The sequence below is a fragment of the Allorhizocola rhizosphaerae genome, assembly GCF_003426775.1.
Classification (GTDB): Bacteria; Actinomycetota; Actinomycetes; order Mycobacteriales; family Micromonosporaceae; genus Allorhizocola; species Allorhizocola rhizosphaerae.
Window position 1 is genome coordinate 1 of sequence record NZ_QJUG01000041.1, and the last position, 22872, is coordinate 22872.

Annotated in this window: 25 protein-coding genes and 1 pseudogene; 17 read left to right on the plus strand and 9 right to left on the minus strand. The window is 68.6% G+C overall.

The genetic code is table 11. The annotated features are described in order from the left end of the window. From DM816_RS11135 to DM816_RS11145, 3 genes and pseudogenes are all read left to right on the plus strand, one after another. Positions 1–361: pseudogene (locus tag DM816_RS11135) on the plus strand (hypothetical protein); the annotation flags it as partial. Beyond that, positions 358–1482, plus strand: coding sequence for a S8 family serine peptidase (locus tag DM816_RS11140; RefSeq protein WP_117210091.1), 1125 nt, complete (start codon positions 358–360; stop codon positions 1480–1482). The pseudogene DM816_RS11135 and the gene DM816_RS11140, both read left to right, overlap by 4 nt. A 215-nt stretch (positions 1483–1697) precedes the next feature. Next, complete coding sequence (locus tag DM816_RS11145; protein ID WP_117210092.1) at positions 1698–2747, plus strand: DUF695 domain-containing protein; 1050 nt, start codon at positions 1698–1700, stop codon at positions 2745–2747. Here DM816_RS11145 and DM816_RS11150 read toward each other — a convergent pair. The 3 genes from DM816_RS11150 to DM816_RS11160 all read right to left on the minus strand — a co-directional run bounded on the left by DM816_RS11150 (position 2744) and on the right by DM816_RS11160 (position 5280). Further along, complete coding sequence (locus tag DM816_RS11150; RefSeq protein WP_246001857.1) at positions 2744–3544, minus strand: isoprenyl transferase; 801 nt, start codon at positions 3542–3544, stop codon at positions 2744–2746. The two genes, DM816_RS11145 and DM816_RS11150, sit on opposite strands and share 4 nt — an antisense overlap. After that, positions 3529–3984, minus strand: a complete 456-nt coding sequence (locus DM816_RS11155) for an RrF2 family transcriptional regulator (RefSeq protein ID WP_117210134.1) — start codon at positions 3982–3984, stop codon at positions 3529–3531. Before DM816_RS11155 ends, DM816_RS11150 begins: the two co-directional genes overlap by 16 nt. Before the next feature lie 123 nt (positions 3985–4107). Further along, the gene (locus DM816_RS11160; RefSeq protein ID WP_246001874.1) at positions 4108–5280 is read right to left on the minus strand and encodes an MFS transporter; all 1173 of its coding nucleotides are present in this window, start codon (positions 5278–5280) and stop codon (positions 4108–4110) included. 121 nt (positions 5281–5401) lie between these two features. On the opposite strand from DM816_RS11160, the gene DM816_RS11165 reads away from it, so the two are divergent. From DM816_RS11165 to DM816_RS11185, 5 genes are all read left to right on the plus strand, one after another. After that, entirely contained in the window at positions 5402–6337 is a 936-nt protein-coding gene (locus DM816_RS11165; protein WP_117210094.1) for a GlxA family transcriptional regulator, read from the plus strand. Between the two features lie 3 nt (positions 6338–6340). Then, positions 6341–7627, plus strand: coding sequence for an RNA 5'-3' helicase PhoH2 (gene phoH2 / locus DM816_RS11170; RefSeq protein WP_117210095.1), 1287 nt, complete (start codon positions 6341–6343; stop codon positions 7625–7627). Positions 7628–7941: 314 nt separating this feature from the next. Further along, positions 7942–8529, plus strand: coding sequence for an aggregation-promoting factor C-terminal-like domain-containing protein (locus tag DM816_RS11175; RefSeq protein WP_162907346.1), 588 nt, complete (start codon positions 7942–7944; stop codon positions 8527–8529). A gap of 40 nt (positions 8530–8569) precedes the next feature. After that, a complete protein-coding gene (locus DM816_RS11180) occupies positions 8570–9334 on the plus strand; it encodes a serine protease (RefSeq protein ID WP_117210096.1) in 765 nt (254 codons plus the stop codon). A gap of 70 nt (positions 9335–9404) precedes the next feature. Beyond that, complete coding sequence (locus DM816_RS11185; RefSeq protein WP_117210097.1) at positions 9405–10355, plus strand: NAD(P)/FAD-dependent oxidoreductase; 951 nt, start codon at positions 9405–9407, stop codon at positions 10353–10355. On the opposite strand, the gene DM816_RS11190 is transcribed toward DM816_RS11185, so the two are convergent. From DM816_RS11190 to DM816_RS11200, 3 genes are read right to left on the minus strand one after another with little or no spacing between them, the layout of a single operon-like run. Next, on the minus strand, positions 10309–11259 hold the full coding sequence (locus DM816_RS11190; RefSeq protein ID WP_117210098.1) for a PfkB family carbohydrate kinase: 951 nt from the start codon (positions 11257–11259) through the stop codon (positions 10309–10311). The genes DM816_RS11185 and DM816_RS11190 overlap by 47 nt on opposite strands. 9 nt (positions 11260–11268) lie before the next feature. Next, positions 11269–11460: a hypothetical protein gene (locus DM816_RS11195; RefSeq protein WP_117210099.1), complete on the minus strand. Its 192-nt coding sequence runs from the start codon at positions 11458–11460 to the stop codon at positions 11269–11271. 38 nt (positions 11461–11498) lie between these two features. Beyond that, complete coding sequence (locus DM816_RS11200) at positions 11499–11981, minus strand: DUF4245 family protein (protein WP_162907347.1); 483 nt, start codon at positions 11979–11981, stop codon at positions 11499–11501. An 86-nt stretch (positions 11982–12067) separates the two neighbouring features. Between DM816_RS11200 and glpX the strand changes: the two genes are divergently transcribed. After that, positions 12068–13060, plus strand: coding sequence for a class II fructose-bisphosphatase (gene glpX / locus DM816_RS11205; RefSeq protein WP_117210101.1), 993 nt, complete (start codon positions 12068–12070; stop codon positions 13058–13060). 2 nt (positions 13061–13062) lie between these two features. Continuing rightward, positions 13063–13959: a DMT family transporter gene (locus DM816_RS11210; protein WP_246001864.1), complete on the plus strand. Its 897-nt coding sequence runs from the start codon at positions 13063–13065 to the stop codon at positions 13957–13959. A 5-nt stretch (positions 13960–13964) separates the two neighbouring features. Here the strand turns inward: DM816_RS11210 and DM816_RS43445 are convergent, their stop codons facing one another. The 3 genes from DM816_RS43445 to xseA form a co-directional block, all read right to left on the minus strand. Further along, the gene (locus DM816_RS43445) at positions 13965–14162 is read right to left on the minus strand and encodes a hypothetical protein (RefSeq protein ID WP_117210102.1); all 198 of its coding nucleotides are present in this window, start codon (positions 14160–14162) and stop codon (positions 13965–13967) included. A gap of 132 nt (positions 14163–14294) precedes the next feature. Beyond that, positions 14295–14492, minus strand: coding sequence for an exodeoxyribonuclease VII small subunit (locus tag DM816_RS11220; protein WP_117210103.1), 198 nt, complete (start codon positions 14490–14492; stop codon positions 14295–14297). Between the two features lie 151 nt (positions 14493–14643). Further along, on the minus strand, positions 14644–15852 hold the full coding sequence (gene xseA, locus DM816_RS11225) for an exodeoxyribonuclease VII large subunit (RefSeq protein ID WP_117210104.1): 1209 nt from the start codon (positions 15850–15852) through the stop codon (positions 14644–14646). A gap of 22 nt (positions 15853–15874) precedes the next feature. On the opposite strand from xseA, the gene DM816_RS11230 reads away from it, so the two are divergent. The 7 genes from DM816_RS11230 to DM816_RS42425 all read left to right on the plus strand — a co-directional run bounded on the left by DM816_RS11230 (position 15875) and on the right by DM816_RS42425 (position 22356). After that, the gene (locus DM816_RS11230) at positions 15875–16849 is read left to right on the plus strand and encodes a 4-hydroxy-3-methylbut-2-enyl diphosphate reductase (RefSeq protein WP_117210105.1); all 975 of its coding nucleotides are present in this window, start codon (positions 15875–15877) and stop codon (positions 16847–16849) included. A 132-nt stretch (positions 16850–16981) separates the two neighbouring features. Further along, a complete protein-coding gene (locus DM816_RS11235; protein ID WP_117210137.1) occupies positions 16982–18358 on the plus strand; it encodes a DNA-3-methyladenine glycosylase 2 in 1377 nt (458 codons plus the stop codon). Continuing rightward, complete coding sequence (locus tag DM816_RS11240; RefSeq protein ID WP_246001866.1) at positions 18345–18794, plus strand: methylated-DNA--[protein]-cysteine S-methyltransferase; 450 nt, start codon at positions 18345–18347, stop codon at positions 18792–18794. Before DM816_RS11235 ends, DM816_RS11240 begins: the two co-directional genes overlap by 14 nt. An 11-nt stretch (positions 18795–18805) precedes the next feature. Then, the gene (locus DM816_RS11245) at positions 18806–20260 is read left to right on the plus strand and encodes a S10 family peptidase (protein WP_117210106.1); all 1455 of its coding nucleotides are present in this window, start codon (positions 18806–18808) and stop codon (positions 20258–20260) included. 3 nt (positions 20261–20263) lie between these two features. Next, positions 20264–21328 (plus strand): DNA recombination protein RmuC, encoded by a 1065-nt coding sequence (locus DM816_RS11250; protein WP_117210107.1) that lies wholly within the window; start codon positions 20264–20266, stop codon positions 21326–21328. 46 nt (positions 21329–21374) lie between these two features. After that, complete coding sequence (locus DM816_RS11255; protein ID WP_162907348.1) at positions 21375–21806, plus strand: hypothetical protein; 432 nt, start codon at positions 21375–21377, stop codon at positions 21804–21806. A gap of 70 nt (positions 21807–21876) precedes the next feature. After that, on the plus strand, positions 21877–22356 hold the full coding sequence (locus DM816_RS42425) for an excalibur calcium-binding domain-containing protein (protein ID WP_162907349.1): 480 nt from the start codon (positions 21877–21879) through the stop codon (positions 22354–22356). Positions 22357–22872 lie beyond the last annotated feature (516 nt).

Sequence of the window (22872 nt, forward strand, 5' to 3'; positions counted from 1 at the left end):
CACTCCGCCGCCTGCGACTGCCGGTCGTGGTCCCGCGGGAGCGCGGCCCAATCCGGTGGGCGGCATGATCGGTGGCCCGGCGGCCGGTGGCCGCCCGGCCATGCCCGGTGTGGCCGGCATGGCCCCCGGTGTCGCGGGTCGCGGTCCGGCGGGTGGTGCCGGTGGTGTCGCCGGTCGCGGTGCGATGGGCGCCATGGGCGTCGGCACGGTGCGGCCCGGTGAGGAGCACGACGAGGACGGCATGCAGTTCGACCCCGACACCCAGTGGGATGTCGCGCAGGGCGTCGCGCCGGTGCTCGACACACCCGAGCAGCGAGACGATCACATCGACCCCGGCCCCGCGATTGGCCTGGCTCGATGAGAAGGTTCATCTCCGTGATGGCGGCGAGCGCGCTCGCCGCCATCACCTCTTTGGCGTTCGGTGCACCCGCGCCGGCCGACCAAAACCGCGACAAGCAGTGGCATCTGTCCCTGTTGGAGGTTGCCAAGGCACACCAGGTCAGCCAGGGTGAGGGCATCACGGTGGCGGTCATCGACACCGGCGTCGACGGCAACCACCCCGACCTGAAGGGCAACGTGCTGCCCGGGTTGGATGTGGTGACCGGCGGCAGCGGCAACGGCTGGGGCGACACCAACGGGCACGGCACCGCAATGGCCGGGCTCATCGCGGCGCACGGGCATGGCAGCGGCAACGCCGACGGAGCGCTGGGCATCGCGCCCAAGGCGAAGATCCTGCCCATCGACATCGGCGTCACCGCCGACATCGGCACCGGCGAGGCCATGACCAACGCGATCAGGGAGTCCGTCAAGCGGGGTGCGAAGATCATCTCTATCTCGGTGGAGTCCGACGTGTCCGCGTTCGACGCGGTGAAGGAGGCGCTCGCAGCGGGGACGGTCATCATCGCGGCGGCGGGCAACCGCCCGCGCAACGACCGCGTCATCGCGCCCGCCTCCTACCCGGGCGTCGTCGCGGTCGGCGCGATCGGCCGGGACGGCAACATCGCCGACATCTCCACCCGCGGCCAGGCCGTCGCCGTGGCCGCGCCGGGAGTCGACGTCATGAGCACGGTCACGGGCAACGGCTACCGGACCGGCTCGGGCACCAGCCCGGCGGCGGCGATCGTGTCCGGCGTGGCCGCGCTGATCTGGTCGAAAAATCCCAACCTGACGGCCAAGCAGGTCGCCGACCACCTCACGACCACCGCGATCGACAAGGGCGCCCCGGGCCGCGACGACGAATACGGCTTCGGTGTGGTCAACCCGGTGAAGGCGCTGTCGACGCCGGTCGCCCCACCCAGCTCTCCCGCCGACATCAGCCGCAAACTGCCGCCGGGCCTCGCCTCACGGCAGGCGGAAGCCCAGGGCGGCGACGACTCGGGCGGCAGCGGCATGGGCACCTGGCTGCTCGTCGGCGCGGGTGTGGCGGTGGTCGCGGGGGCGATCGTGGTCATCGTGTTCGTGATGCGCAGGCGGCGAGCCTGACCGCATGGGGCTGCTTGGCAGGAGTGACAGGAGCGGCGGTGTGCATGGCCGCGGCCGTCTCGTGCCGGCCCTGGGTTTGAGTCCTGGTTCTGACGCTCCGCTCCCTCGGGCGGGGATGCCCGAAGCCGACTTGTCGCCCTTGGGTTTGAGTCCTGGTTCTGACGCTCCGCTCCCTCAGCCGGCGATGCACCAGGCCGACGGCAAGGGCCTTGCCCATGCATGACTCTGCCGGGCTTCGCCGGGCAAGGCTCAGGCCGGCCGCTCGCCCCCGCCAGGCCGCGAGCATCGCGGAGTTCTGGCGGTGGTGGAGCCGGACTCGCAACGAGGCCGCCGCCGCCATCCAGAGCGGCGGCGCGGCCGGGCTGGCCGACGCGTTCAGCGAGCGGGTCCATGCCATTCATCCGGGGCTGGAGTGGGAGCTGATGCCGGGGCGTGCGGCCGCCCATGCGCTCGTGGTCACCGCCGCGGGCAAGCCGGAGCTGCGCGCTGTCGCGCACCGGTGGCTGGCGCAGGCCCCGCAGCCCGACGCGGTGTGGGAATACCACTGCGTGCGCATCGCCGACCCGGCCGTGTTCACCAGCACGCTGCAGGTCGGTGTGGTGAAGCTGGAGCTGGCGAAGCTGGGCTATGCGATCGCGGTGGACCGGCAGCGCAGCCAGATCGATGTGAGCTGCTACCACCCGGCCTTCGCTGAGCTGCCCGAGGAGGCGCAGGCCCAGGTGACGTTCCTGTCGCTGGACTGGCTGCTGGGCGAGGACAACGTGGAGATCTGGCTGGGCGAGATCTGCTGGACCCCGAGCGAGCCGCCCAACCTGAGGCGCCCCAACGATTTGAAGCACGCGGTGCACGCCATCGCGGAAGACGATCGGTGGGCGCTGATGACCGCGGAGGACCGCGACGGGCTTCCGCTCATCGCCACGGTGAGCATGCCCCTGCGCCCGGCCCGCTGGCCGCGCTTCGACCTGCACGTGGCGGTCGTCCTTGGGTACCAACGGTTTAACGACGGCCTGCTGCCCGTCGACGAGTCGCTGCAGGCGTTGCGCCGGTTCGAGGATTATCTGGCCGGGGTCGTCGGTGGCAACGGCGCGCTGGTCGCGCACGAGACCCACAACGGTCAGCGGGCGTTGCACTTCTATGTGGACGCGCAGAGCGACGCCCGCTCGCGAATCGAGGCGGCCGCGCGCGCGTGGACGGAGAGCCGGGCGATCGTCGACGCCGCGCTCGACCCGGCCTTCGAGCGGCTATCGCACCTAATGGGGCACTAGGAACCGAAGCGGCGCTGGCGGTTGGCGTAGTCGCGCAGCGCGCGCAGGAAATCGACGCGCCGGAAGTCGGGCCAGTTGCCGTCGTAGAAATAGAACTCCGAATGCGCCGATTGCCACAGCAGGAATCCCGACAGGCGCTGCTCGCCGCTGGTGCGGATGATGAGATCCGGATCCGGCTGATCCTTGGTGTAGAGGTGCCCGGCGATGTGCTCGACGTCGAGCACCGAGGCCAGTTCCTCCAATGTGGACCCGGCACGCGCGTGCTCCTGCAGCAGCGACCGCACCGCGTCGGCGATCTCCTTGCGCCCGCCGTAGCCGATGGCCAGGTTGACCTGAGCGCCGCCCTGCCGCTGCACCGTGCGCTCCTCGGCGAGCTTCAGCGCGGTCGCGTGCGGGCCGGGGATCACGTCGAGCGCGCCCATCATCCTTAGCCGCCAAGGGTTCCCGTCCTCGGCCAGCTCGGTGGCGAGATCCTCGATGATCTGCAGCAGTGGGTCCAATTCGGACGGTGGGCGGGACAGGTTGTCGGTGGACAGCAGCCACAGCGTCACCAGTTCGATCTGGGCTTCGTCGCACCAGCGCAGCAGTTCCTTTATCCGCTCAGCGCCCACCCGGTGTCCGTCGTTGGGGTCGACGTAGCCCATCTCCCGCGCCCAGCGCCGGTTGCCGTCGACGATCACCCCGACGTGGCGCGGGCGCGCCTTGCCCGCCAGGCTCGCTGCGAGGCGGTGACTGTACACAGAAGTCAGCAGATCGCGAACCTTGTCGCGCAGGCCGGCCATCAGCGCGGCTGCCATGCGTCCGGACCCTTGGTCAGCTCGCTGATCTGCGCGGGCATCTCACCCGTGACGACCTCCGCCAGCGAGATCTCGTCGACCACGCTGCGCACGGCCGCCCGCACCGCCACCCACACCTGGGGCAGGTGCACGGCCGTGCCCTCATAGCTGGTCTGCTCGGGCCGGTGCCCGCGCACGCCCGCCAGCGGGCCGTCGACCGCGCGCAGCACCATGCCGATGGTGATCTCGTGCGGCGGCTGGGTCAGCGTGTAGCCGCCCTCGGCGCCGCGCACGGCGTGCACGATGCCCGAGCGGCGCAGGTCGGCGAGGATGGCTTCGAGAAACTTGCGGGGCAGGCGCTGGGCGTCCGCGAGGGCCTGTGCGGAGACCGTCGCGGGGTAGGTGGCAGCGAGCTCCAGGGACGCCCGGACCGCATAGTCACCTCTAGCGGAGATTTGCACCCCACCATCATGCCCGGACAAGCGCGAGATCGCGGCGGCGGGCGCGTTCGATTTGCGTGCGTGCAAAGCACCTCGCAAATCGGATGCAACCGTCGCCTTAAGGGCGATCTCGCCTGCGCGTTGCTATGCACGCGCCGGAATTGCTGCTTGGCGCGCCCGGATAGCGACAGAAAGCCCGGCGGCCGCGATGGCCAGGACGCCGGTGAAGATCCATGTCCCGCCATAGTCGCCGAACGCGTCTCGCGCATATCCGGCTGCGGTGGCCGCGATGGCGGCGCCGATCTGGTGGGAGGCGAAGACCCAGCCGAAAACGATGGTGCCGGAGGCGCCGAAGTTTTCCCGGCACAGCGCGACCGTGGGCGGTACCGTGGCGATCCAGTCGAGCCCGTAGAACACCACAAACAGCAGCAGGCTGGGGCGTACCTGATCCGACAGCAGCAGCGGCAGGCTGAGCAGCGATAGCCCACGCAGGCCGTAGTACACCCCGAGCAGCACGCGGGAGTCCATCCGGTCGGTCAGCCAGCCGGAGCCGATCGTGCCGATGATGTCGAACACGCCAATGAGCGCGAGCAGCCCGGCCGCGGTGGTCGGCGCCATGCCGTGGTCGTGTGCGGCGGGCAGAAAGTGCGTGCCGATGAGCCCGTTGGTGGTCGCGCCGCAGATGGCGAAACCGCCCGCCAGCAACCAGAATGTGCGCGTGCGCGCGGCGGAACGCAGCGCGCCCAACGCCGATCCGGCAGGCTGCGACGGTAGGGCCTTTCCACCATACGGGTCGCCCGTGGGCCGCTCCTTCAAGAACAGGAACACCAACGGGACCATGGCAAGGGTGCACCCGGCCACGACAAGAGACACGGTGCGCCAACCATAAGACGAGGCCAGCGACGCCAACAGCGGCAGGAAGATCAGCTGACCGGTCGCGCCGGCGGCGGTGAGGATGCCGGTCACCAGCCCGCGGTGCTTGACGAACCACCGGTTCACGACGGTGGCCGCGAACACCAGGGCCATCGAGCCGGTGCCGGCGCCGACCAGTACCCCCCAAAACAAAATCAACTGCCAGCTGGCGTTCATGAAGATCGGCAGGGCGCTGCCGAGGGTGATCAGCGCGAGGCCGGTGCCGATGACGCGCCGGATGCCGTACTGCTCAATCAAAGCGGCCGCGAACGGGGCGATGAGCCCGAACAGGAGCAGGTTGATCGACACGGCGACGGAGATCTCGCCGCGGGGCCACGAGAACTCGTCCTGCAGGGGCACCATCAGCACCGATGGCGCGGAACGGAATCCGGCCGCGCCGAGCATGACGATGAACGTCACGCCGGCGACGACCCAGGCGTAGTGAAGGCGACGCACCGTACCAGGGTGCTCGGCCCTCGGAAGATCGAACAGTGGCCCGTGAGCCGTTGTGTGAAAGAATCGAGCCATGTCCCACAGGCTCGTGATCCTCGCACTCGATCATGTGGTGCCCATGGACGTCGGCACGCCCCTGCAGGTCTTCGGGAGCACGGGCGGGCGCTATGACATCCGCGTGGCATCGCCCGGGTTGATAAAGAGCGAGGGCGGCTACGTCGAAATCAAGACACAGCACGGCCTTGAGGCCCTCGAAGACGCCGACACCGTGGTGATTCCGGGCATCCACGGCGGCCCGCCCTTCGAGGACGGCACGCTCGACCCACTGATCCAGCAGGCCCTGAAGGCGCCGCGCATCGTCTCCATCTGTACGGGAGCCTTCGTGCTCGCCGCGGCCGGATTGCTCAAGGGCCGCAAGGCCACGACGCACTGGCGGCACGCCGACCGGTTCCGCGCGCTCTACCCGGACGTGGAGCTCGACCCCGACGTGCTCTTCGTGGACGACGGCGACATCATGACGTCCGCGGGCGTCACGGCGGGCGTCGATCTGTGCCTGCACATCGTGCGCAAGGACTTCGGCACCGACGTGGCCAACCACGCGGCGCGAAGGTGTGTGGCCCCGGCCTGGCGCGACGGCGGCCAAGCCCAGTTCATCGAGCGGCACATCCCCGACGAGGGCGACACGACCACCGCACCGACCCGCCACTGGGCCCAGACCGTGCTGCACGAGCCGCTGGACCTCGCCACGCTGGCGGCGCACGCGCGCATGAGCGTGCGCACGTTCACCAGGCGCTTCCGCGAGGAGACCGGCATGAGCCCGGGCCAGTGGCTGATCACCCAGCGGGTCGAGCACGCCCGCCACCTGCTCGAATCCACCGACCTGTCCGTCGACCGCGTCGCGCACGAGTCGGGCTTCGGCACGGCCGCAGCGTTGCGTCAACAACTGCGTGCCGCGGTGGGCGTGTCTCCGATGACATACCGCCGAACCTTCCAAGCTGACGTACGCTGAGTCATGGTCGATGTCCAAAAACGCACGTACGTTCTAGACACTTCCGTCCTCCTGGCCGACCCGGCCGCTCTCCGCTGCTTCGCCGAGCATGACGTGGTGATCCCGCTCGTCGTCATCTCCGAGCTGGAGGGCAAGCGGCACCACCCGGAGCTCGGCTGGTTCGCCCGCCAAACGCTGCGCCAGCTCGACGAGCTGCGGATCAAGCATGGCCGGCTCGATGTCGCGGTCCCGGTCAACGAGGCGGGCGGCACGATCCGGGTCGAGCTCAATCACGCCGACGCGCAGCTGCTTCCCTTGGGATTCCGGAATGATTCGAACGACGCGCGCATCCTGTCTGTCGCATTAGGACTGTCCGGCGAGGGTCTCAACGTGACCCTGGTGACCAAGGACATGCCGTTGCGGGTCAAGGCGGCGGCGGTGGGCCTTGCCGCCGACGAGTTCCGCCACGGGCAGGCAATCGACCCGACCTGGTCCGGCCTTGCCGAGCTGGACATCACCGACGAGCAGATGAGCGCCCTCTATGCGGGCGAAACCCTTGACAGCCCCATCGATTTGCCTGTCCACACCGGACTGATCCTGCATGCGGGAAGAGGCTCGGCGTTGGGCCGGATCAAAACCGATAAAACCATTGTTCTGGTACCAGGCAACCGCGAGGCCTTCGGCCTGCGTGGGAGGAGCGCGGAGCAACGGATCGCGCTGGATCTGCTGCTGGACGATTCGGTGGGCATCGTCTCGCTCGGCGGGCGCGCCGGGACGGGCAAGTCGGCGCTTGCCCTGTGCGCCGGGCTCGAACAGGTGATGGAGCGCGGCAAGCACAAGAAGGTGGTCGTCTTCCGCCCGCTGTATGCCGTTGGCGGACAAGAGCTCGGCTACCTTCCGGGCACCGAGCAGGAGAAGATGTCGCCGTGGGCGCAGGCGGTTTTCGACACGCTGGGCGCGGTCGTGCACGACAACGTGCGCGAGGAGGTGCTCGCGCGCGGGTTGCTGGAAGTCCTTCCGCTGACTCACATTCGGGGCCGCAGTCTGCATGACGCGTTCGTGATTGTGGACGAGGCGCAGTCGCTTGAGCGCGGCGTGCTGTTGACTGTCCTAAGTAGAATCGGCGCGGGTTCGCGGGTGGTGCTCACGCACGATGTGGCGCAACGGGACAATCTGCGTGTAGGCCGATATGACGGTATTACTGCGGTTATCGAAACCCTTAAGGGGCACCCGCTTTTCGCGCATGTGACACTCACCCGTTCGGAGCGGTCGGCGATCGCCGAAGTCGTGACCGACCTCTTGGAGGGATAGTTTCACCCCACTGTGCGGTGAAATGCGGTGTGACCAGCGTCACACCGTTGCGGGCTGCCGTGAGTCGGCGTTAAACGACTGAGCAAGGGTGGGTCCTTGTTTGTGTCCTTGACGCCGACGTTAGGAACGCCATCGTGCCCCGACATCGACGGAGTCTCCGGCATTCCATGCAGCGGCAGTGGCCGGATCGCTTCGCGCCCGACCACGACCGCGCCACGAGCACGGCTTCGCCTGAAGAAACTGTGTCTTCCGCCCAGCCGCGCAGCAAGTCGCGCAGCAACAGGAAGCGACAGCTGGGCATCAGGATCGCGGCGATGCTGACCCTCGTGATGGGAGTGACCGGCGGGCTCTTCCTGGATGACGAGAACGACAAAGCGCAACAAGCAGAAGCCGTCGCCCATCTTCAGGCCTACGCCGACGCCGAGCACACCGAGCAGGGCCTGCTCGCCGAGCAGAAGTCGCGATGGGCCAAGGAGAACGCCATCGAACAGGCGCGCCTGGCGGCGGAGGCCGAGCGGCAGCGCGCCGCCGAGGAAGCGGCGCGCAAGAAGCGGACCACACCGCCGAAGTTCGGGCCGATTCCCGAGAGCTGTCAGACGTTCAGCGGCAACCGTGCCATCGGGTGCACGCTGATGCTGCAGGCGGGGTTCGGGCTGGACCAGATGCCGTGCCTGGACAAGCTGTGGACAAAGGAATCCGGTTGGAACCACCTGGCCTACAACAAGTCGTCGGGCGCCCAGGGCATCCCGCAGGCGCGGCCCGGCAGCAAGATGGCCAAGTTCGGCGACGACTGGGAGACCAACCCGGCCACGCAGATCAAGTGGGGCCTCGACTACATCAAGAGCCGCTACGACACACCCTGCGGCGCTTGGCAGAACTTCCTCAACTCGGGTTGGTACTAAAACGCACATAAAGCGGACAAGTTGCGCCTAACATCGCGTTATGCGAGCTTTGGCGACGACACTTGGCCTGGTCACGATGCTGTCCCTACAGGGGACCCCCGCGCACGCTCACCCCGACGATCCGCACATCGAGATCGTCGGGGGTGAGCAGGCGGACGGCGACGAGTTCCCGTGGGTGGTGAGGCTGTCCAACGGGTGCGCCGGCACGCTGATCCGGCCCGACCGCGTGCTCACCGCGGCGCACTGCGTCCGGCGCAGCGGTTCGCTCGTCGTCACGGTCGGCGCCGCGGACCGGTTCTCGCCCGAGAACGAGGACATCCCGAGCGCGGGTGTGCTCCAGGCCAAGGGTTTCGATTCGGTGGTCGAGGGAGACGACTGGGCGGTGATCCGGCTCGCGTGGGCGGCCGACGTGTCAACGGTCGACCTGCCATCGGGCCCGGGTCTGGACAACGGCACCTTCACGGTCGTCGGATGGGGCGCGACATGGGAGGGGATGAAGACCCAGCAAAGGTATCTACGACGCGTGAACGTCTCCTTCGTACCGGATGAAAAATGCCAAGACCTCTACAGGAGGCAGGGGTACCGGATCGTGGCCTCCGACATGCTGTGTGCCGGCGACACGGAGCACGGCGGCAAGGACAGTTGCCAGGGCGACTCGGGCGGGCCGCTGCTGCGCCGGCACGACAACCGCTGGATCCAGGTCGGGATCGTCAGCTGGGGCGTGGGCTGTGCGCGGCGGGATGCGCCCGGCGTCTACACCCAGGTGTCCCACTTCGTGGGCGAAATCCGGGGCGCGATGGCCTAGACGCCTTGAGAAAGCGGGATCAAGTAAGCCACGATTGAGTCGTCAGGTTTCCCAGGCTAGGTTTGCCGCCATGAGCGACGTCGATATCGCGATCATCGGGGCGGGGCCCACCGGGCTCTTCGCCGCCTATTATGCTGGTTTTCGCGGTCTGTCCACAGTGGTGATCGATACCCTCCCCGAGGTCGGCGGCCAGGTTACGGCGATGTACCCGGAAAAGCTGATCTTCGATGTCGGTGGGTTCCCGCAGGTGCTCGGGCGCGATCTGATCACCAATCTGGTCGAGCAGGCCGCCCAGTACAACCCCTCGTACCGGCTGGGCGTCCAGGCCAAGACACTGTCCTATGCCGACGGTCTGCCGGTGCTCGGCCTCGACGACGGCGCCGAGCTGCGCTGCGGATCGGTCATCATCACCGGTGGGCTCGGCTCGTTCAGCCCGCGGCCGCTGCCTGCCGCCGCCAACTTCTCCGGCGAGGGCGTGATTTTCTTTGTACCGAGCCCCGTCGCGCTCGCGGGCAAGCATGTGGTGATCGTGGGCGGTGGCGACTCGGCGTTCGACTGGGCGCTCGCGCTGGCCGACATCGCGGCGAGCGTGACGCTGGTGCACCGGCGGGACAAGTTCCGCGCACACGCCGCGACGGTCGACAAGGTCAAGGCGCTGCCCGTGCGGATCGTGGTCAACAGCCAGGTGACCAAGATCAGTGGCGGCGCCGTGGTCGAATCGGTGGAGCTCAACGGCGAGGAGACGATCCCCGCCGACTGTGTCGTTGCGGCGCTCGGCTTCACGGCAGACCTGGGCCCGCTGGCCGAGTGGGGGCTCAAGCTCGACAAGCGGCACATCCTGGTCGACTCGACCATGGCCACCAATCAGCCGCGCATCTTCGCCGCGGGCGACATCGTGGAATATCCCGGCAAGGTGCGCCTCATCGCCACCGGTTTCGGGGAGGGCGCGACGGCGGTCAACAACGCGGCGATCGTCATCGACCCGGCGGCGCACCTGTTCCCGGGTCACTCATCCGGCTGAGCACCTCGTCGAGGGTGGGCGGGTCGGCGCCGACGCGGGTGCAGGTGAGGGCGGCTGCCGTGCAGGCAAACTCATACAGGTCGTCGCGGCCGGCGTCGAGCCCCGCGAGCAGCGCGCCGGTCGCCGTGTCGCCCGCGCCGATGGTGTCGACGGCCGACACGACGGGCGCGGGCACGTGCTCGATGCCGTCCTCGGTGAGCGCGGTCGCGCCGGCGGCTCCGGCGGTGAGCAGGATCAGCCGCTTGCCGGGCAGCCAGCGCTTGGCCGTGTCCAGGGCGGCGACGGTCGGATAGGCGAGCTCCAGGTCCTGCTCACTCACCCGGATCACGTGGGCCAGCGCGGCCAGGCGTTCGAGCCGCACGAGGGAGTCGGGCCGGGCCAGGGCGACGGGGCGCAGGTTAGGGTCGAAGCTGATGATGCAGCGGTCGCGGTGCTCGGCCGCCCATCGCTCGATCGCGTCGGCACCGGGCGGTAGGAAGGCGGCCAGCGATCCAATGTGGATGGTCGTGCCCGGGTCGAGCTTGGGTAGCTCGTGGAAGCGCCAGCCGAAGTCGGCCGCACCGGACAGCCAGAAGTCATACGCCGCCTCGCCATCGGGGTCGACGTTGGCCAGGGCGAGCGCGGATGGCTGCGCGGTGGTTTTGAGGAACGAAGTGTCCACACCGGACAGTGCGAGACGGTTGCGGAACGCCTGCCCGAAGCTGTCCCGGCCGAGCCGGGCAACCATCGCCACGCGGGCGCCCAGCCGGGCGGCGGCGATCGCGGTGGTGGCGGGGCCACCGCCGAGCGCGGCGCGCAATAGCCCATCCCCGGCGGGCACCAGATCGACAACCTGCTCGCCGGCGACGACAATCCTGGGCCCTTCGTCAATGGCCGCCCGGTCCGGGTCCGTGGCTGGGATCATGGCGTAACCCTATAGGCCGATGTGTCGCGCCATAACCCTCGGCTGGTAGCCGAACAGCTCCGGGCGGCCATGCTCGATCACGTTGTGGAACCTGCCGAACAGCTCGAAGTTGACCACGCCGAACAGGTGCACCCATGCGGTGATGCCCTTGAGGAGATGGTGGTTCGGAGTGGGGACCTGGAAGCCGGCGAGCTGACGCATCAGACGTTTGGGCTCAAGCCGACGCCGCTGCCGACTCGCTAGCCGCCCTCGCCGACGCTTACCGGAATCGGTAGCAGCTTGGCCAACGGTGCCACGTCGGCCCCGGCGGTCACCAGCATCACGGTCATGTCTGCGCTGCGCCCGACATAGTGCCGTTCGGCGGGCCGCGGCAGCTCGCCGCGCCCCTGGACGAGCTGGACACCCTGTTGGTCCTGGTTCAAATAACCGATTCTGAGGTACCCATCGCGGAAATGGGCCGACACGATGAACCACCCCTGCGGTGCGGTCGCTGGCGGCAGCTGGGTCAGCCCGGCGCGCTGCGCGCTCCCGATGGCCTCCGACGGATCGACCGTCACCACCGTGTCGCCGCCGTAGAGCGTGCGATACATCCACACGACCGCGAAGACCGGGATCAGCAGCACGAGCAGGGAGATGGCCATGTCGCGGGGCCTGCGGGTCTTGGGCGCCGGGGCGGTGTCGGGTGCCTCGGGAGCCGGGGAAGCCTCTGGTGCTGCGGTCACGACATCGAGGTTAACGCCTCGCCCGGCGGTGGCCGCGATCCGATCCGCCCGAACGAGCGTTAATGACGGTATGCCAGGATAAGACCATGCGCACACCTCAAGATCTGGACCGTAACCTGGCACTTGATCTCGTCCGGGTGACCGAAGCGGCGGCCATGGCCGCGGGCCGCTGGGTGGGCCGGGGTGAGAAGGAGGCGGGCGACGGCGCGGCCGTCGACGCGATGCGCAAGCTGATCAACTCGTTGCCGATGCGCGGCACGGTGGTCATCGGCGAGGGTGAGAAGGACAACGCGCCCATGCTCTACAACGGTGAGCAGGTGGGCGACGGCACCGGTCCCGAGGTGGACGTGGCCGTCGACCCGATCGATGGCACGACGCTCATGAGCAAGGGCATGCCCAACGCGCTTTCCGTGCTCGCCGTGTCCGAACGGGGGTCGATGTTCGACCCGAGCGCTGTGTTCTACATGGAGAAGCTGGCGGTCGGCGCCGAGTATGCGGATGTCGTGGACATCACGGCCGGGGCGACCGAAAACCTGCGCCGGATCGCGGCGGTGAAGAAATCACGCGTCTCGGATGTGATCGTGTGCGTGCTCGACCGGCCGCGGCACGCCGAGCTGGTGCAGGAGATTCGCGAGGCGGGCGCGCGCATCCAGTTCATCACGGATGGAGACATCGCGGGCGCGATCTACGCGGCGCGCGAGCAGTCGCCGGTGGACGTGCTGATGGGCATCGGCGGCACGCCGGAGGGCATCACGGCCGCGTGCGCGCTCAAGTGCCTGGGCGGCGTGATGCAGGGGCGGCTGTGGCCGCGCGACGCGGCGGAGCGCGAAAAGGCGCTGGCGGCCGGGCACGACCTGCAGCGGGTGCTCACGACCGACGACCTGGTGTCGGGGGAAAACGCATTCTTCGTGGCGACCGGGGTCACGTCCGGTGAGATGCTGCGCGGCGTGCGCTATCGGGACGGGAGCGTGTACACGCAGTCGATCGTCATGCGGTCCAAGTCGGGGACGGTCCGGGTTATCGACTCTTATCACCGCCTGGAGAAGTTGGCCCGGTACTCCCTCGTCGATTTCGATTGAAATTGAACAAACTGAGTGGGCTCGCCCTCGCGGTGCTGGCGGGCGCGGGCACGGCGGTGCAGGCTCGGATCAACGGTGAGCTCGGGCGCAGGCTCGGCGACGGGATAGCGGCGGCGACCATCTCGTTCGGGGTGGGGATGGTCATCCTGATCTGCATGCTGCCGTGGATCCTGCCCGGCCTGCGCAAGGTGCGGGTGGCGCTGCGCGCCGGGACACTGCGCTGGTGGCAGATGCTGGGCGGGTTGTGCGGTGCGTTTCTGGTTGCCACGCAGGGCCTGACGGTCGCATCGATTGGCGTCGCCGTGTTCACGGTGGCGGTGGTGGCCGGACAGTCGGCGTCGAGCCTGGCGGTCGATCGGGCGGGGCTCGCACCCGGCGGTGCGCATCCTGTCACGTTCAACCGCGGGCTGGCCGCGATCCTGTGCGTGATCGCGGTCGTGATCGCGGTCGGCGACCGGCTCGGCGATGCCCGTGCGATCGGCCTTGCGGTGCTTCCGGCGCTCGCGGGCATCGGGATCGCGTGGCAGCAGGGCATGAACGGCTTCGTCCGCCAGGCCGCCGACGGTGCGTTGCCGGCCACCTTCGTGAACTTCGCCGTCGGCACCATCGCCCTCGTCGTGGTCATGCTTTTTCATCGGGTACCCGCTACGCTGCCCACCGAGCCGTGGCTGTACCTGGGTGGGCCGCTCGGCATCGCGTTCATCGCCGTGGCGGCCGCGATTGTGCGGCGCATCGGCGTACTGCTGTTGGGCTTGGGCACGATCGCGGGCCAGATCTCAGGCGCGCTTGTCATCGACAGCGTGGCCCCAACCGCGGGCCGGCCCGACCTGCTCACGTTCCTCGGCGCCACACTCGCCCTCGTCGCGGTTGCCCTCGCCACCCGCCCTCAACGCCCATGAGCCGCTTAGCCTGCCGGCCCGCCCACGGGCCGCTTAGCCTGCCGGCCCGCCCACGAGCCGCTTAGCCGGCCGGCCCACGGGACGCGCGCAGTCGCCTTCGCCGACGGGCAGGTGCCGCTGCCGAACAGGTTGCGCGACCGGGCGACCGCCGCCCGGTGCTCCCAGCTCGTGCCGCCCTCCGCGGTGAGCAGGTGGTACCACACCGAGCGTTTCCACAGGCACGGGCGCCTCTGCCTTGGCGGCGATGGACTTGACTGCGGGCGTGGCAGGGCCCACGCACATTGCCGTTTCGCGGGTAGGAGGTGTCCTGATTCGGCCTTGTCGTCAATGGACGGTCAGTCGGTGGCCGGCTTGGTCGCGGCATCGAGGCGGGCGCGGGCACCGTCGAGGCGCGCCTGGCAGATGGCCGCGAGCTGCTCGCCGCGCTCCCACAGCGCCAAGGCTTCCTCCAGCGTGCCGCCGCCCGACTCAAGCTTCGTCACGACCTCGGCCAGCTCGGCCCGGGCCGCCTCATAGGACAGGTCCTCACTCACGCCAACACCACCATCACTCCCTGCGCCACACCGCGCCACAGTCTGGCACTCCGACGAACCGCGCCATCAAACGCAACCCGCGGGCGCGACGGGGCCACGGCTGCCGCGCCGTCGGATGCGGTGCGCCGGCGGGCGGGGCCGGGGCGTGTGGTCATGACGTCACCATAGCGGCAAGCTCGCCCTTGGCCAGCCGGACCCGCAGCGCATCGCCGTTGCTCGCCTTGGCCGCGTCGGTGAGCACATGCCCATCGCTGGTCTGCACAATCGCATAACCCCGGCTGAGTGTCGCGCCGGGCGAAAGCCCCCGCAATCGCGCCAGCGTATGCGCCAGGTCGCTGTCGGCCCTGCTCAGTCTAAAGTCGACGATCCGGCGCAGCCGGTCGACCGCGTGGTGCAGGTCGGCTTCGAGCCGATCCACCAGCGCGTGCGGATTGGCCAGGGAGGGCCGGCTGCGGATGGAGTCGAGCCGCTGCTGCTCGCGGTCGATGCGGTGGCGCAGCGCCTGGGTGAGCCGGGAACGGGCCTGCGCCATGAGCCGGAGCTCGTCGCCCAGATCAGGTACGACCCGCTTGGCCGCATCTGTAGGCGTCGACGCGCGCATGTCGGCCACCCAGTCGACCAGCGGGGTGTCGGGCTCGTGCCCGATGGCGGAGATGACCGGCGTGCGGCAGGCGAACACGGCCCGGCACAGCGCCTCATCGCTGAACGGCAGCAGATCCTCCACCGAGCCGCCGCCCCGCGCGAGGATGATGACGTCAACCGATTCGTCCGCATCGAGGGTCTGCAATGCGCCAATGATGGACGGCGCTGCCGTCGGCCCCTGCACTGTGACGTTGAGCACGCGAAAGTCGACCGCCGGCCAGCGACGCTTGGCATTTGTCAGCACATCGCGCTCGGCCGCGCTGGCGCGCGCCGTGATCAGCCCGATGCGGTGCGGCAGGAACGGTGGCCTGCGCTTGCGCCGCGGGTCGAACAGCCCTTCGGCGGCGAGCAACTGCTTGAGCTGCTCCAGCCGGGCCAGCAGCTCACCCAGCCCGACCAGCCGCACCTGATCGGCGCGCAACGAAAGCGTGCCGCGCTGGGCGAACCACTCGGGCCGGGCATGCGCCACGATCCGCGCGCCCTCCTGCAGGTTGGGCGCGCCGCTGTCGAGCACGTCACGGTTGGCGGTCAGGGTGAGGCTCAGATCGGCGCTCGGGTCGCGCAGCGTGACGAACACCGTGCTCGACCCAGGCCGCCGCGACAGCTGCGCCACCTGGCCGTCCACCCACACCCAGCCGAGCTTGCCGATCCATGAACTAATTTTCTGACTGACCACCCGAACGGGCCATGGCTGCTCCGCTGTGCTCTGTTCGCTCACGCACCGAGGATAGAATCACCGTGTGACAAACACTCCTCGCAAGCGCGTTCTTCTCGCCAAACCCCGCGGTTACTGCGCCGGTGTCGATCGGGCCGTGCAGACCGTCGAGGAGGCACTCAAGCTCTACGGCGCGCCGATCTATGTGCGCAAGCAGATCGTGCACAACAAGCACGTGGTCTCCACGCTTGAGGCCAAAGGCGCGATCTTCGTCGAGGAGAACGAGGAGGTGCCACAGGGAGCAACGGTCGTCTTCTCCGCGCACGGCGTGGCGCCCGAGGTCTACGAGCAGGCGCGGCAGCGCAATCTCAAGGCCATCGACGCGACCTGCCCGCTGGTCACCAAGGTGCACCAGGAGGCCCGCCGGTTCGCCGCCGAAGACTACGACATCCTGCTCATCGGCCACGATGGGCACGAGGAGGTCATCGGCACCAGCGGCGAGGCCCCGGCGCACATCCAGCTCGTGGATGGCCCTGACGACGTCGACAAGGTCACCGTGCGCGACCCGAGCAAGGTGGTGTGGCTGTCGCAGACGACGCTGAGCGTCGATGAGACGCTCGCCACGGTCGACCGGCTCAGGCAGAAGCTCCCGCTGCTCCAGTCGCCGCCCAGCGACGACATCTGCTACGCGACGCAAAACCGCCAGCAGGTGATGAAGCAGATCGCGCCCGACTGCGACGTCGTGCTCGTCGTCGGCTCGCGCAACTCATCCAACTCGGTGCGCATGGTCGAGGTGGCCGTGCAGGCCGGCGCGCCGCGGGGGCATCTGGTCGACTTCGCGCACGAGATCCGCGATGAGTGGCTCGACGGCGCGACGACCGTCGGCGTGTCGTCGGGCGCGAGCGTGCCCGACGAGCTCGTGACACAGGTGCTCGACCACCTCGCCGAGCGTGGCTTCACCGACGTGGAAGAGGTCGTGACGACGGACGAGCGGCTCGTGTTCTCGCTGCCGCAGGAGCTCAAGCGCGACATGAAGGCCGCAGCGGCCGCGAAAGGCTGAGCCCGCCGAATGGGCCGAGCTGCCGCGAGCAGGTGCGACATGACGGACGCAGCGGCCACGACATGAAAGCCGCAGCCCCCGATCGCCGCCGCGTCCGAATTCCGCCAGTCATCGGGCTTGCGGCGAGGCAGACTGGGCGACGTGGATTTGTACTCAGCCATCAGCAGCAGGGATCGCCGGTTCGATGGGCGGTTCTGGATCGGCGTGACCACGACGGGCATTTATTGCCGTCCATCCTGTCCGGCCCGCACGCCCAAGCGGGAGAATGTGCGGTACTTCCCCAGCGTGGCGGCCGCGTCGAAGGCGGGCTTCCGGGCGTGCCGGCGGTGCGCTCCGGATGCGGTGCCGGGCTCGCCGCAGTGGGACATCAGGGCCGACATCACGGCGCGCGCTGTCCGGCTGATCAACGACGGGGTCGTGGATCGCGGAGGGGTGCCCGCTCTCGCGGCGCGCCTGGGCTACACCGAGCGTCACCTCAACCGCCTGCTTACCGACGAACTCGGTGCCGGCCCCTTGGCGCTCGCCCGCACGCAACGCGCCCAGACGGCGAAAACACTGATCAGCAAGACCGACATGGGGCTGGCCGAGATCGCATTCGCGTCAGGCTTCGGCAGCGTGCGGCAATTCAATGAGACTTTCCGCGACGTGTACGGCTGTCCGCCCTCGATGTTGCGCCGGCACCCGATCGCGGCGGACGGCGGGATCTCACTGCGCCTGAGCTACCGCCAGCCGATCGCGGTCGAGCCGCTGTTCGATTTCCTTGGCGCGCGGACGATTCCGGGCATGGAGTCCTATGTGGACGGCGCATACTCGCGGCCGCTGCACCTGCCGCACGGCAGGGCGAGGGTCACGCTGACTCCCGCGGACGGGCACATCGCGGCATCGCTGCACCTGTCGGACATTCGCGACCTGACGCCCGCCGTCGCGCGCTGCCGCCGCCTGCTCGATCTCGACGCCGACCCGGGCGCGATCGAGTCGGCGCTTTCCGAGTTCGGTGACGCCGCGCGCGGGGTCCGGCTGCCGCGCGCCGTGGACGGGTTCGAGATGGGCGTGCGCGCCATCGTGGGCCAGCAGATCAGTGTGGCCGGCGCGCGGACCGTCCTTTCACGACTGCTGGTGAACGGTGCCTTCCCGACGCCCGAGGAGCTGCTGGAGCTTCCGGACGAGGCCTTCGCCATGCCGGGCCGGCGCCGGGAGACGTTGCGCGCCTTGGCCAGGGCCATGCTCGACGGCCTCACGCTCGATTCCGGAAGCGACCGTGCCACGACGCGGGCCGAGCTGCTCGCGCTGCCGGGCATAGGCGAATGGACGGCGGACTATATCCTGCTGCGCGCGCTCGGAGACCCGGATGTGTTCCTGCCCACCGATCTCGGCTCGAAGCACGGGGCCGCCGCCCTGGGCCTGCCCACCGATCCGTCCGAGCTTGCCAGGCACGCCGAACGCTGGCGCCCCTGGCGATCGTATGCCCAAATTCTGCTTTGGAGAGCGATACCAAATGATCACAATTGAGACACCGATCGGGCCGTTCAGCATGACGGGCAACGGATTCGCGGTCACGCAGGCGCGGTTCGGCAACCCGGATCTGCCCGACGGCGAGGTGCCCGAGCAAGCGGTCAAGGCCTTGCACGCCTACTTCGACGGCGACTTCCACGCGCTGGACTCGGTGCCGGTGCAACAGAGCGGGACGCCCTACCTGGAGCACTGCTGGGATGTGCTGCGCACGCTCACTGAGCCGATCACCTACACCGAGTTCGCTCATATAACCGGAAAACCTCATGCGGTACGAGCGGCGGCCCAGGGTTGCGCGCGGAATCTCATCGCGTTGTTCGTGCCGTGCCACCGCGTGCTGCGCACGGACGGCACGCTGGGCGGATACCGCTGGGGGCTGGACATCAAGCGGGCACTGCTGGAGCACGAGCGGCTGATTGTCGCAGGGACGCGCTAACGTTTGCTCCCATGGCGCAGGAGCAGAAGGAAGAGAAAGACAAGAAGACCGACGACACCCCGGAGCCCACCGACGACCTGGTGACCACACACCACCAGGTCGCGGGGCTGAGCTACACCGCGACCGCGGGCCGGGTCGTGCTCCGGTTCGAGTCGCACACCGACGACAAGTTCGACGGGCACAAGGCCAAGGCCGAGATGTTCATGGTCTCCTATGTGCTCGACGACGGCGACCGGCGCGGGCGCCCGGTCATCTTCGCGTTCAACGGCGGTCCCGGCTCGTCGAGCGTGTGGCTGCACCTGGGCCTGCTCGGCCCGCGCCGGGTGCTGATGGGCGACGCGGGCGACCTCCTGCCGCCACCCTATGAGCTCGGCGACAACGCCGAGACGCTGCTTCGCCATGCCGATCTGGTGTTCATCGATCCGGTGTCGACCGGTTTCTCGCGCACGGTCAAGGGCGAAAAGCCCAAGGACTACCACGGGTTCACGGCCGACATCGAGAGCATCGGCGAGCTGATCCGGCTATGGTGTTCCCGCAACGGGCGCTGGATGTCGCCGAAATACCTGTGTGGCGAGTCCTATGGCACGCTTCGCGCCGCCGGGCTGGCGCAGCACCTGCAGGAGCGGCACGGCATGTGGCTCAACGGGCTCATTCTCGTGTCCAGCGTGCTCAACCTGGGCACGCTGGAGTTCCATCCCCACCTGGACCTCGCCTATCCGCTGTTCCTGCCCACCTACGCGGCGATCGCGCACTATCACGGGCTGCACGGCGAGCGTCCCCTGGCCGACGTGCTCGCCGAGGCCGAGCAGTTCGCCGCGCGCGACTATCCGTGGGCGCTCAGCCGCGGCTCCCGGCTGACCGACGAGGAGCGCGCCGACGCGATCGCCCGGCTGGCCCGGATCAGCGGGCTGTCCGAGGATTACGTCGATCGCGTCAACCTGCGCCCGGAGCACATGCGCTTCTACACCGAGCTGCTGCGGGCGCAGCGCAAGACGGTGGGGCGGCTCGACGGGCGGTTCACCGGCTGGGAGGCCGACTACGGCAAGGAGATGTGGACCTCCGACCCGTCGTTCGACGCCATCATGGGGCCTTACACGGCGGCCATCAACCAATACCTGCGCGAGGAGCTGAAGGTCGAAAACGACATGCCCTACGAGGTTTTGGCGTGGCGGCAGGTCAACCCGTGGTCGTTCAAGGAGTTCGAGGGGCAGCACGTCAACGTGGCCGACAAACTCGCCCGCGCAATGCGGTCCAATCCCCACATGCGGGTGCAGGTCGCGTGCGGTTACCACGACGGGGCCACACCCTATTACGCGAGCGAGCACACCTTCGCCCAGCTGGAGATCCCGCGTGAGCTGGCCGGAAACATCGAGTTCCGCTACTACGAGGCCGGCCACATGATGTATGTCCACGAACCTTCCCGCGTGGCGCAGTCGGCACATATCGCGGAGTTCATTCAGGCTTAGGGGGTGACCACTCTCGCGATAGTCGTCATCTGCCTGCTGGCCGGGGGCGGGCTCGGGTGGTTCGCCGCCCGTGCCCGCGTCGCGCCGGAGCTCGCCCGGCTGACCGCCACTCTTGAGGCCACACAGGCCGGCGAGACCCGGCTGGAGCAGGCCATGCGGGCCTTGTCGTTCGAGGCGACGGCGCAGTCGCAGGAGGCGGTGGCGCGGGTTATCGCGCCGCTGCACGAGACGTTGCGCCAGCTTGAGCACGACCGGGTGGACGCCTACGCGGAGCTGCGTTCGCAGCTGCGCGTGGCCAACGAGCAGACCGGGCAGCTGGTCGGCGCGCTGCGCACCAGCGGCACACGCGGGCGGTGGGGCGAACACCAGTTGCGCCGCATCGTCGAGGCGGCCGGCATGCTGCAGCACTGCGACTTCGACGAGCAGGTGACGACCGTCGTCGAGGGATCGGTGCTGCGGCCCGACCTGGTCGTCCGGCTGCACGGCGGCCGAAGCGTCGTGGTTGACGCGAAGGTACCCCTTGAGGCTTATCTCAACGAAGACTTCGACGGGCACGCCAAGGCGCTTCGCGCACATGTGGACGCGTTGAGCGCACGCGGATACTGGCACGCGTTCGCGCAGGCGCCCGAGTTCGTCGTGTTGTTCGTGCCGGCCGAACCGTTCCTCAACGTGGCGCTTGAGCGCGATCCGACTCTGCTGGAGCACGCGTTCGGCCGCAACGTCGTGCTCGCCACACCGTCCACATTGGTCGCACTGCTGCGCACGGTGGCCTACACCTGGCGGCAGGAGGCGTTGTCGCGCAACGCGATGGAGGTGCACCGGGTGGCCAAGCAGCTGTACACGCGGCTTGGCACAGTCGGCGGGCACCTGACCAAGCTGGGCAACTCGCTCACGGCCTCGGTCGCGGCATACAACAACGCGATCGGCTCGCTTGAGCAGCGGGTGCTGGTGAGCGCGCGGCGGCTGGCCGAAATGGGTGTGGCAGACGACACGCTGCCGGTCCTGGAGCCGGTCGAGTCGGCACCGCGCCGGCCGCAGGCCCCGGAGTTCGTGGACGGCCTGCCCTAGGATCGGCAGACTTGGAAAACGGGGCGGCAGTCACTACCGTCGGCTTGTGCCCGCTCATTTAGGACGGCGAATCCTGGAGTTTCTCAAACAGCCCCTTGGCTGGCTGAGCATTGTGGCGCTGGTGCTCGTGGTGATGTGCTGCTACACGGGCGCGGTGATGGGCGGTCTGATCCCGGGCATCGGCGGCGAGAAGCGCCCACCCGTCTCGGAGGCCGTCGAACCGCCGCTGCCGTCCGGGCCCGCGCCGGAGCCGGTTGCCACGCCGTCGGTGGCGCCGCTTGAGCCCGAACCGTCGCCCACCCCGACGATGACCCGCAACCCGCGCTGTCATCCGAACTACAGCGTGTGCCTGCCGATCGTGCGCAGGCTGAGCTGCAACCAGATCCGGCAGCGCGACTTCAAGGTGATCGACGGCAAAGACCCGTACGGTCTGGATCCCGATCGGGACGGAATCGCCTGCGAACGGCGGCGCGACTGACGACCGTCGGCCGCGAGTCCTGGCCTATTGGGCCATGCACATTCATGTGGCCATAGATACGTTGTGTGCCGTGTCGAATGCTCTCGGTAAAAAGATCCTGGCGTTCCTTAAGCAGCCGGTCGGTGTGCTTTCCGTTGTCGCACTGTCATTGGTCGTCTTGTGTTGCTGCGGCGGGTCTATCCTAGGTGGACTGTTGCCCAGCGGTGGGCAGCAGAAGGCGGTCTCGCAGCAGGCCACGACAACGCCATCGGCAGCCCGGTCGCCTTCCATGTCGCCCTCGCCCTCGGCCGTGCCGTCGCCGGCCATGAGCCCGGCAGCGGTCCTGATGAGCCCGACGACCAGCGCGCCAAGGCCTGCCCCGACGGCAACCCGGACGTCGAAGTCGCCGAGCCCCAAGCCCGACTGCCACCCGAACTACAGCGTGTGCCTGCCCAGAGTGACGGACCTCGATTGCACGGAGATCCCACACAAGAACTTCCGGGTTATCGGTGGTCGCGACCCGTACAAGCTTGACCGCGACGACGACGGCATCGCGTGCGAGTCCAATTAGGACGCACCACGCGATGCGAGCCGAGTTGTCGTTTCGAGGCGTCGCGCCGGTACTTCACCAGGCCCTTGAGTTAGCCGACGGCACGCATCAGCCGCGCCTTGAGGCCGTCGAGGTCTGTCTGCGGAATGTCGATGTGGTGTGGCCGGATCATCAGGCCCTTTTCCAGAGATTTATGCCTGGTACCGGGTCGACTGGGCGCAAGGCACAGGCCTGCCACCAGGACCCGTGGGAGGACTTTGTGAGCTTCGTGCGGAAGGCGCCCGACGCCCGTTCGGGGTCGCTGACGGTCCGGCTGGCCGGGGCTTTCACCGTCACGCAGGAGCTGGGATGAGCTGCCGCGCGGTGGAGGCGTCACGGCGCCTGCTGGAGAACGCCAAGGCGGCCGGTGCGGTGCGCAAAGACACCGAGATCGGCGACATCTCCCGGCTGCTGGAAGCAGCTCCAGTCGGTCGACCTGGGTGGGGGACGAGCGAAGCAGCGAGCTCCGCAGGCGGTACCTGGGACGAGATCGGGGCG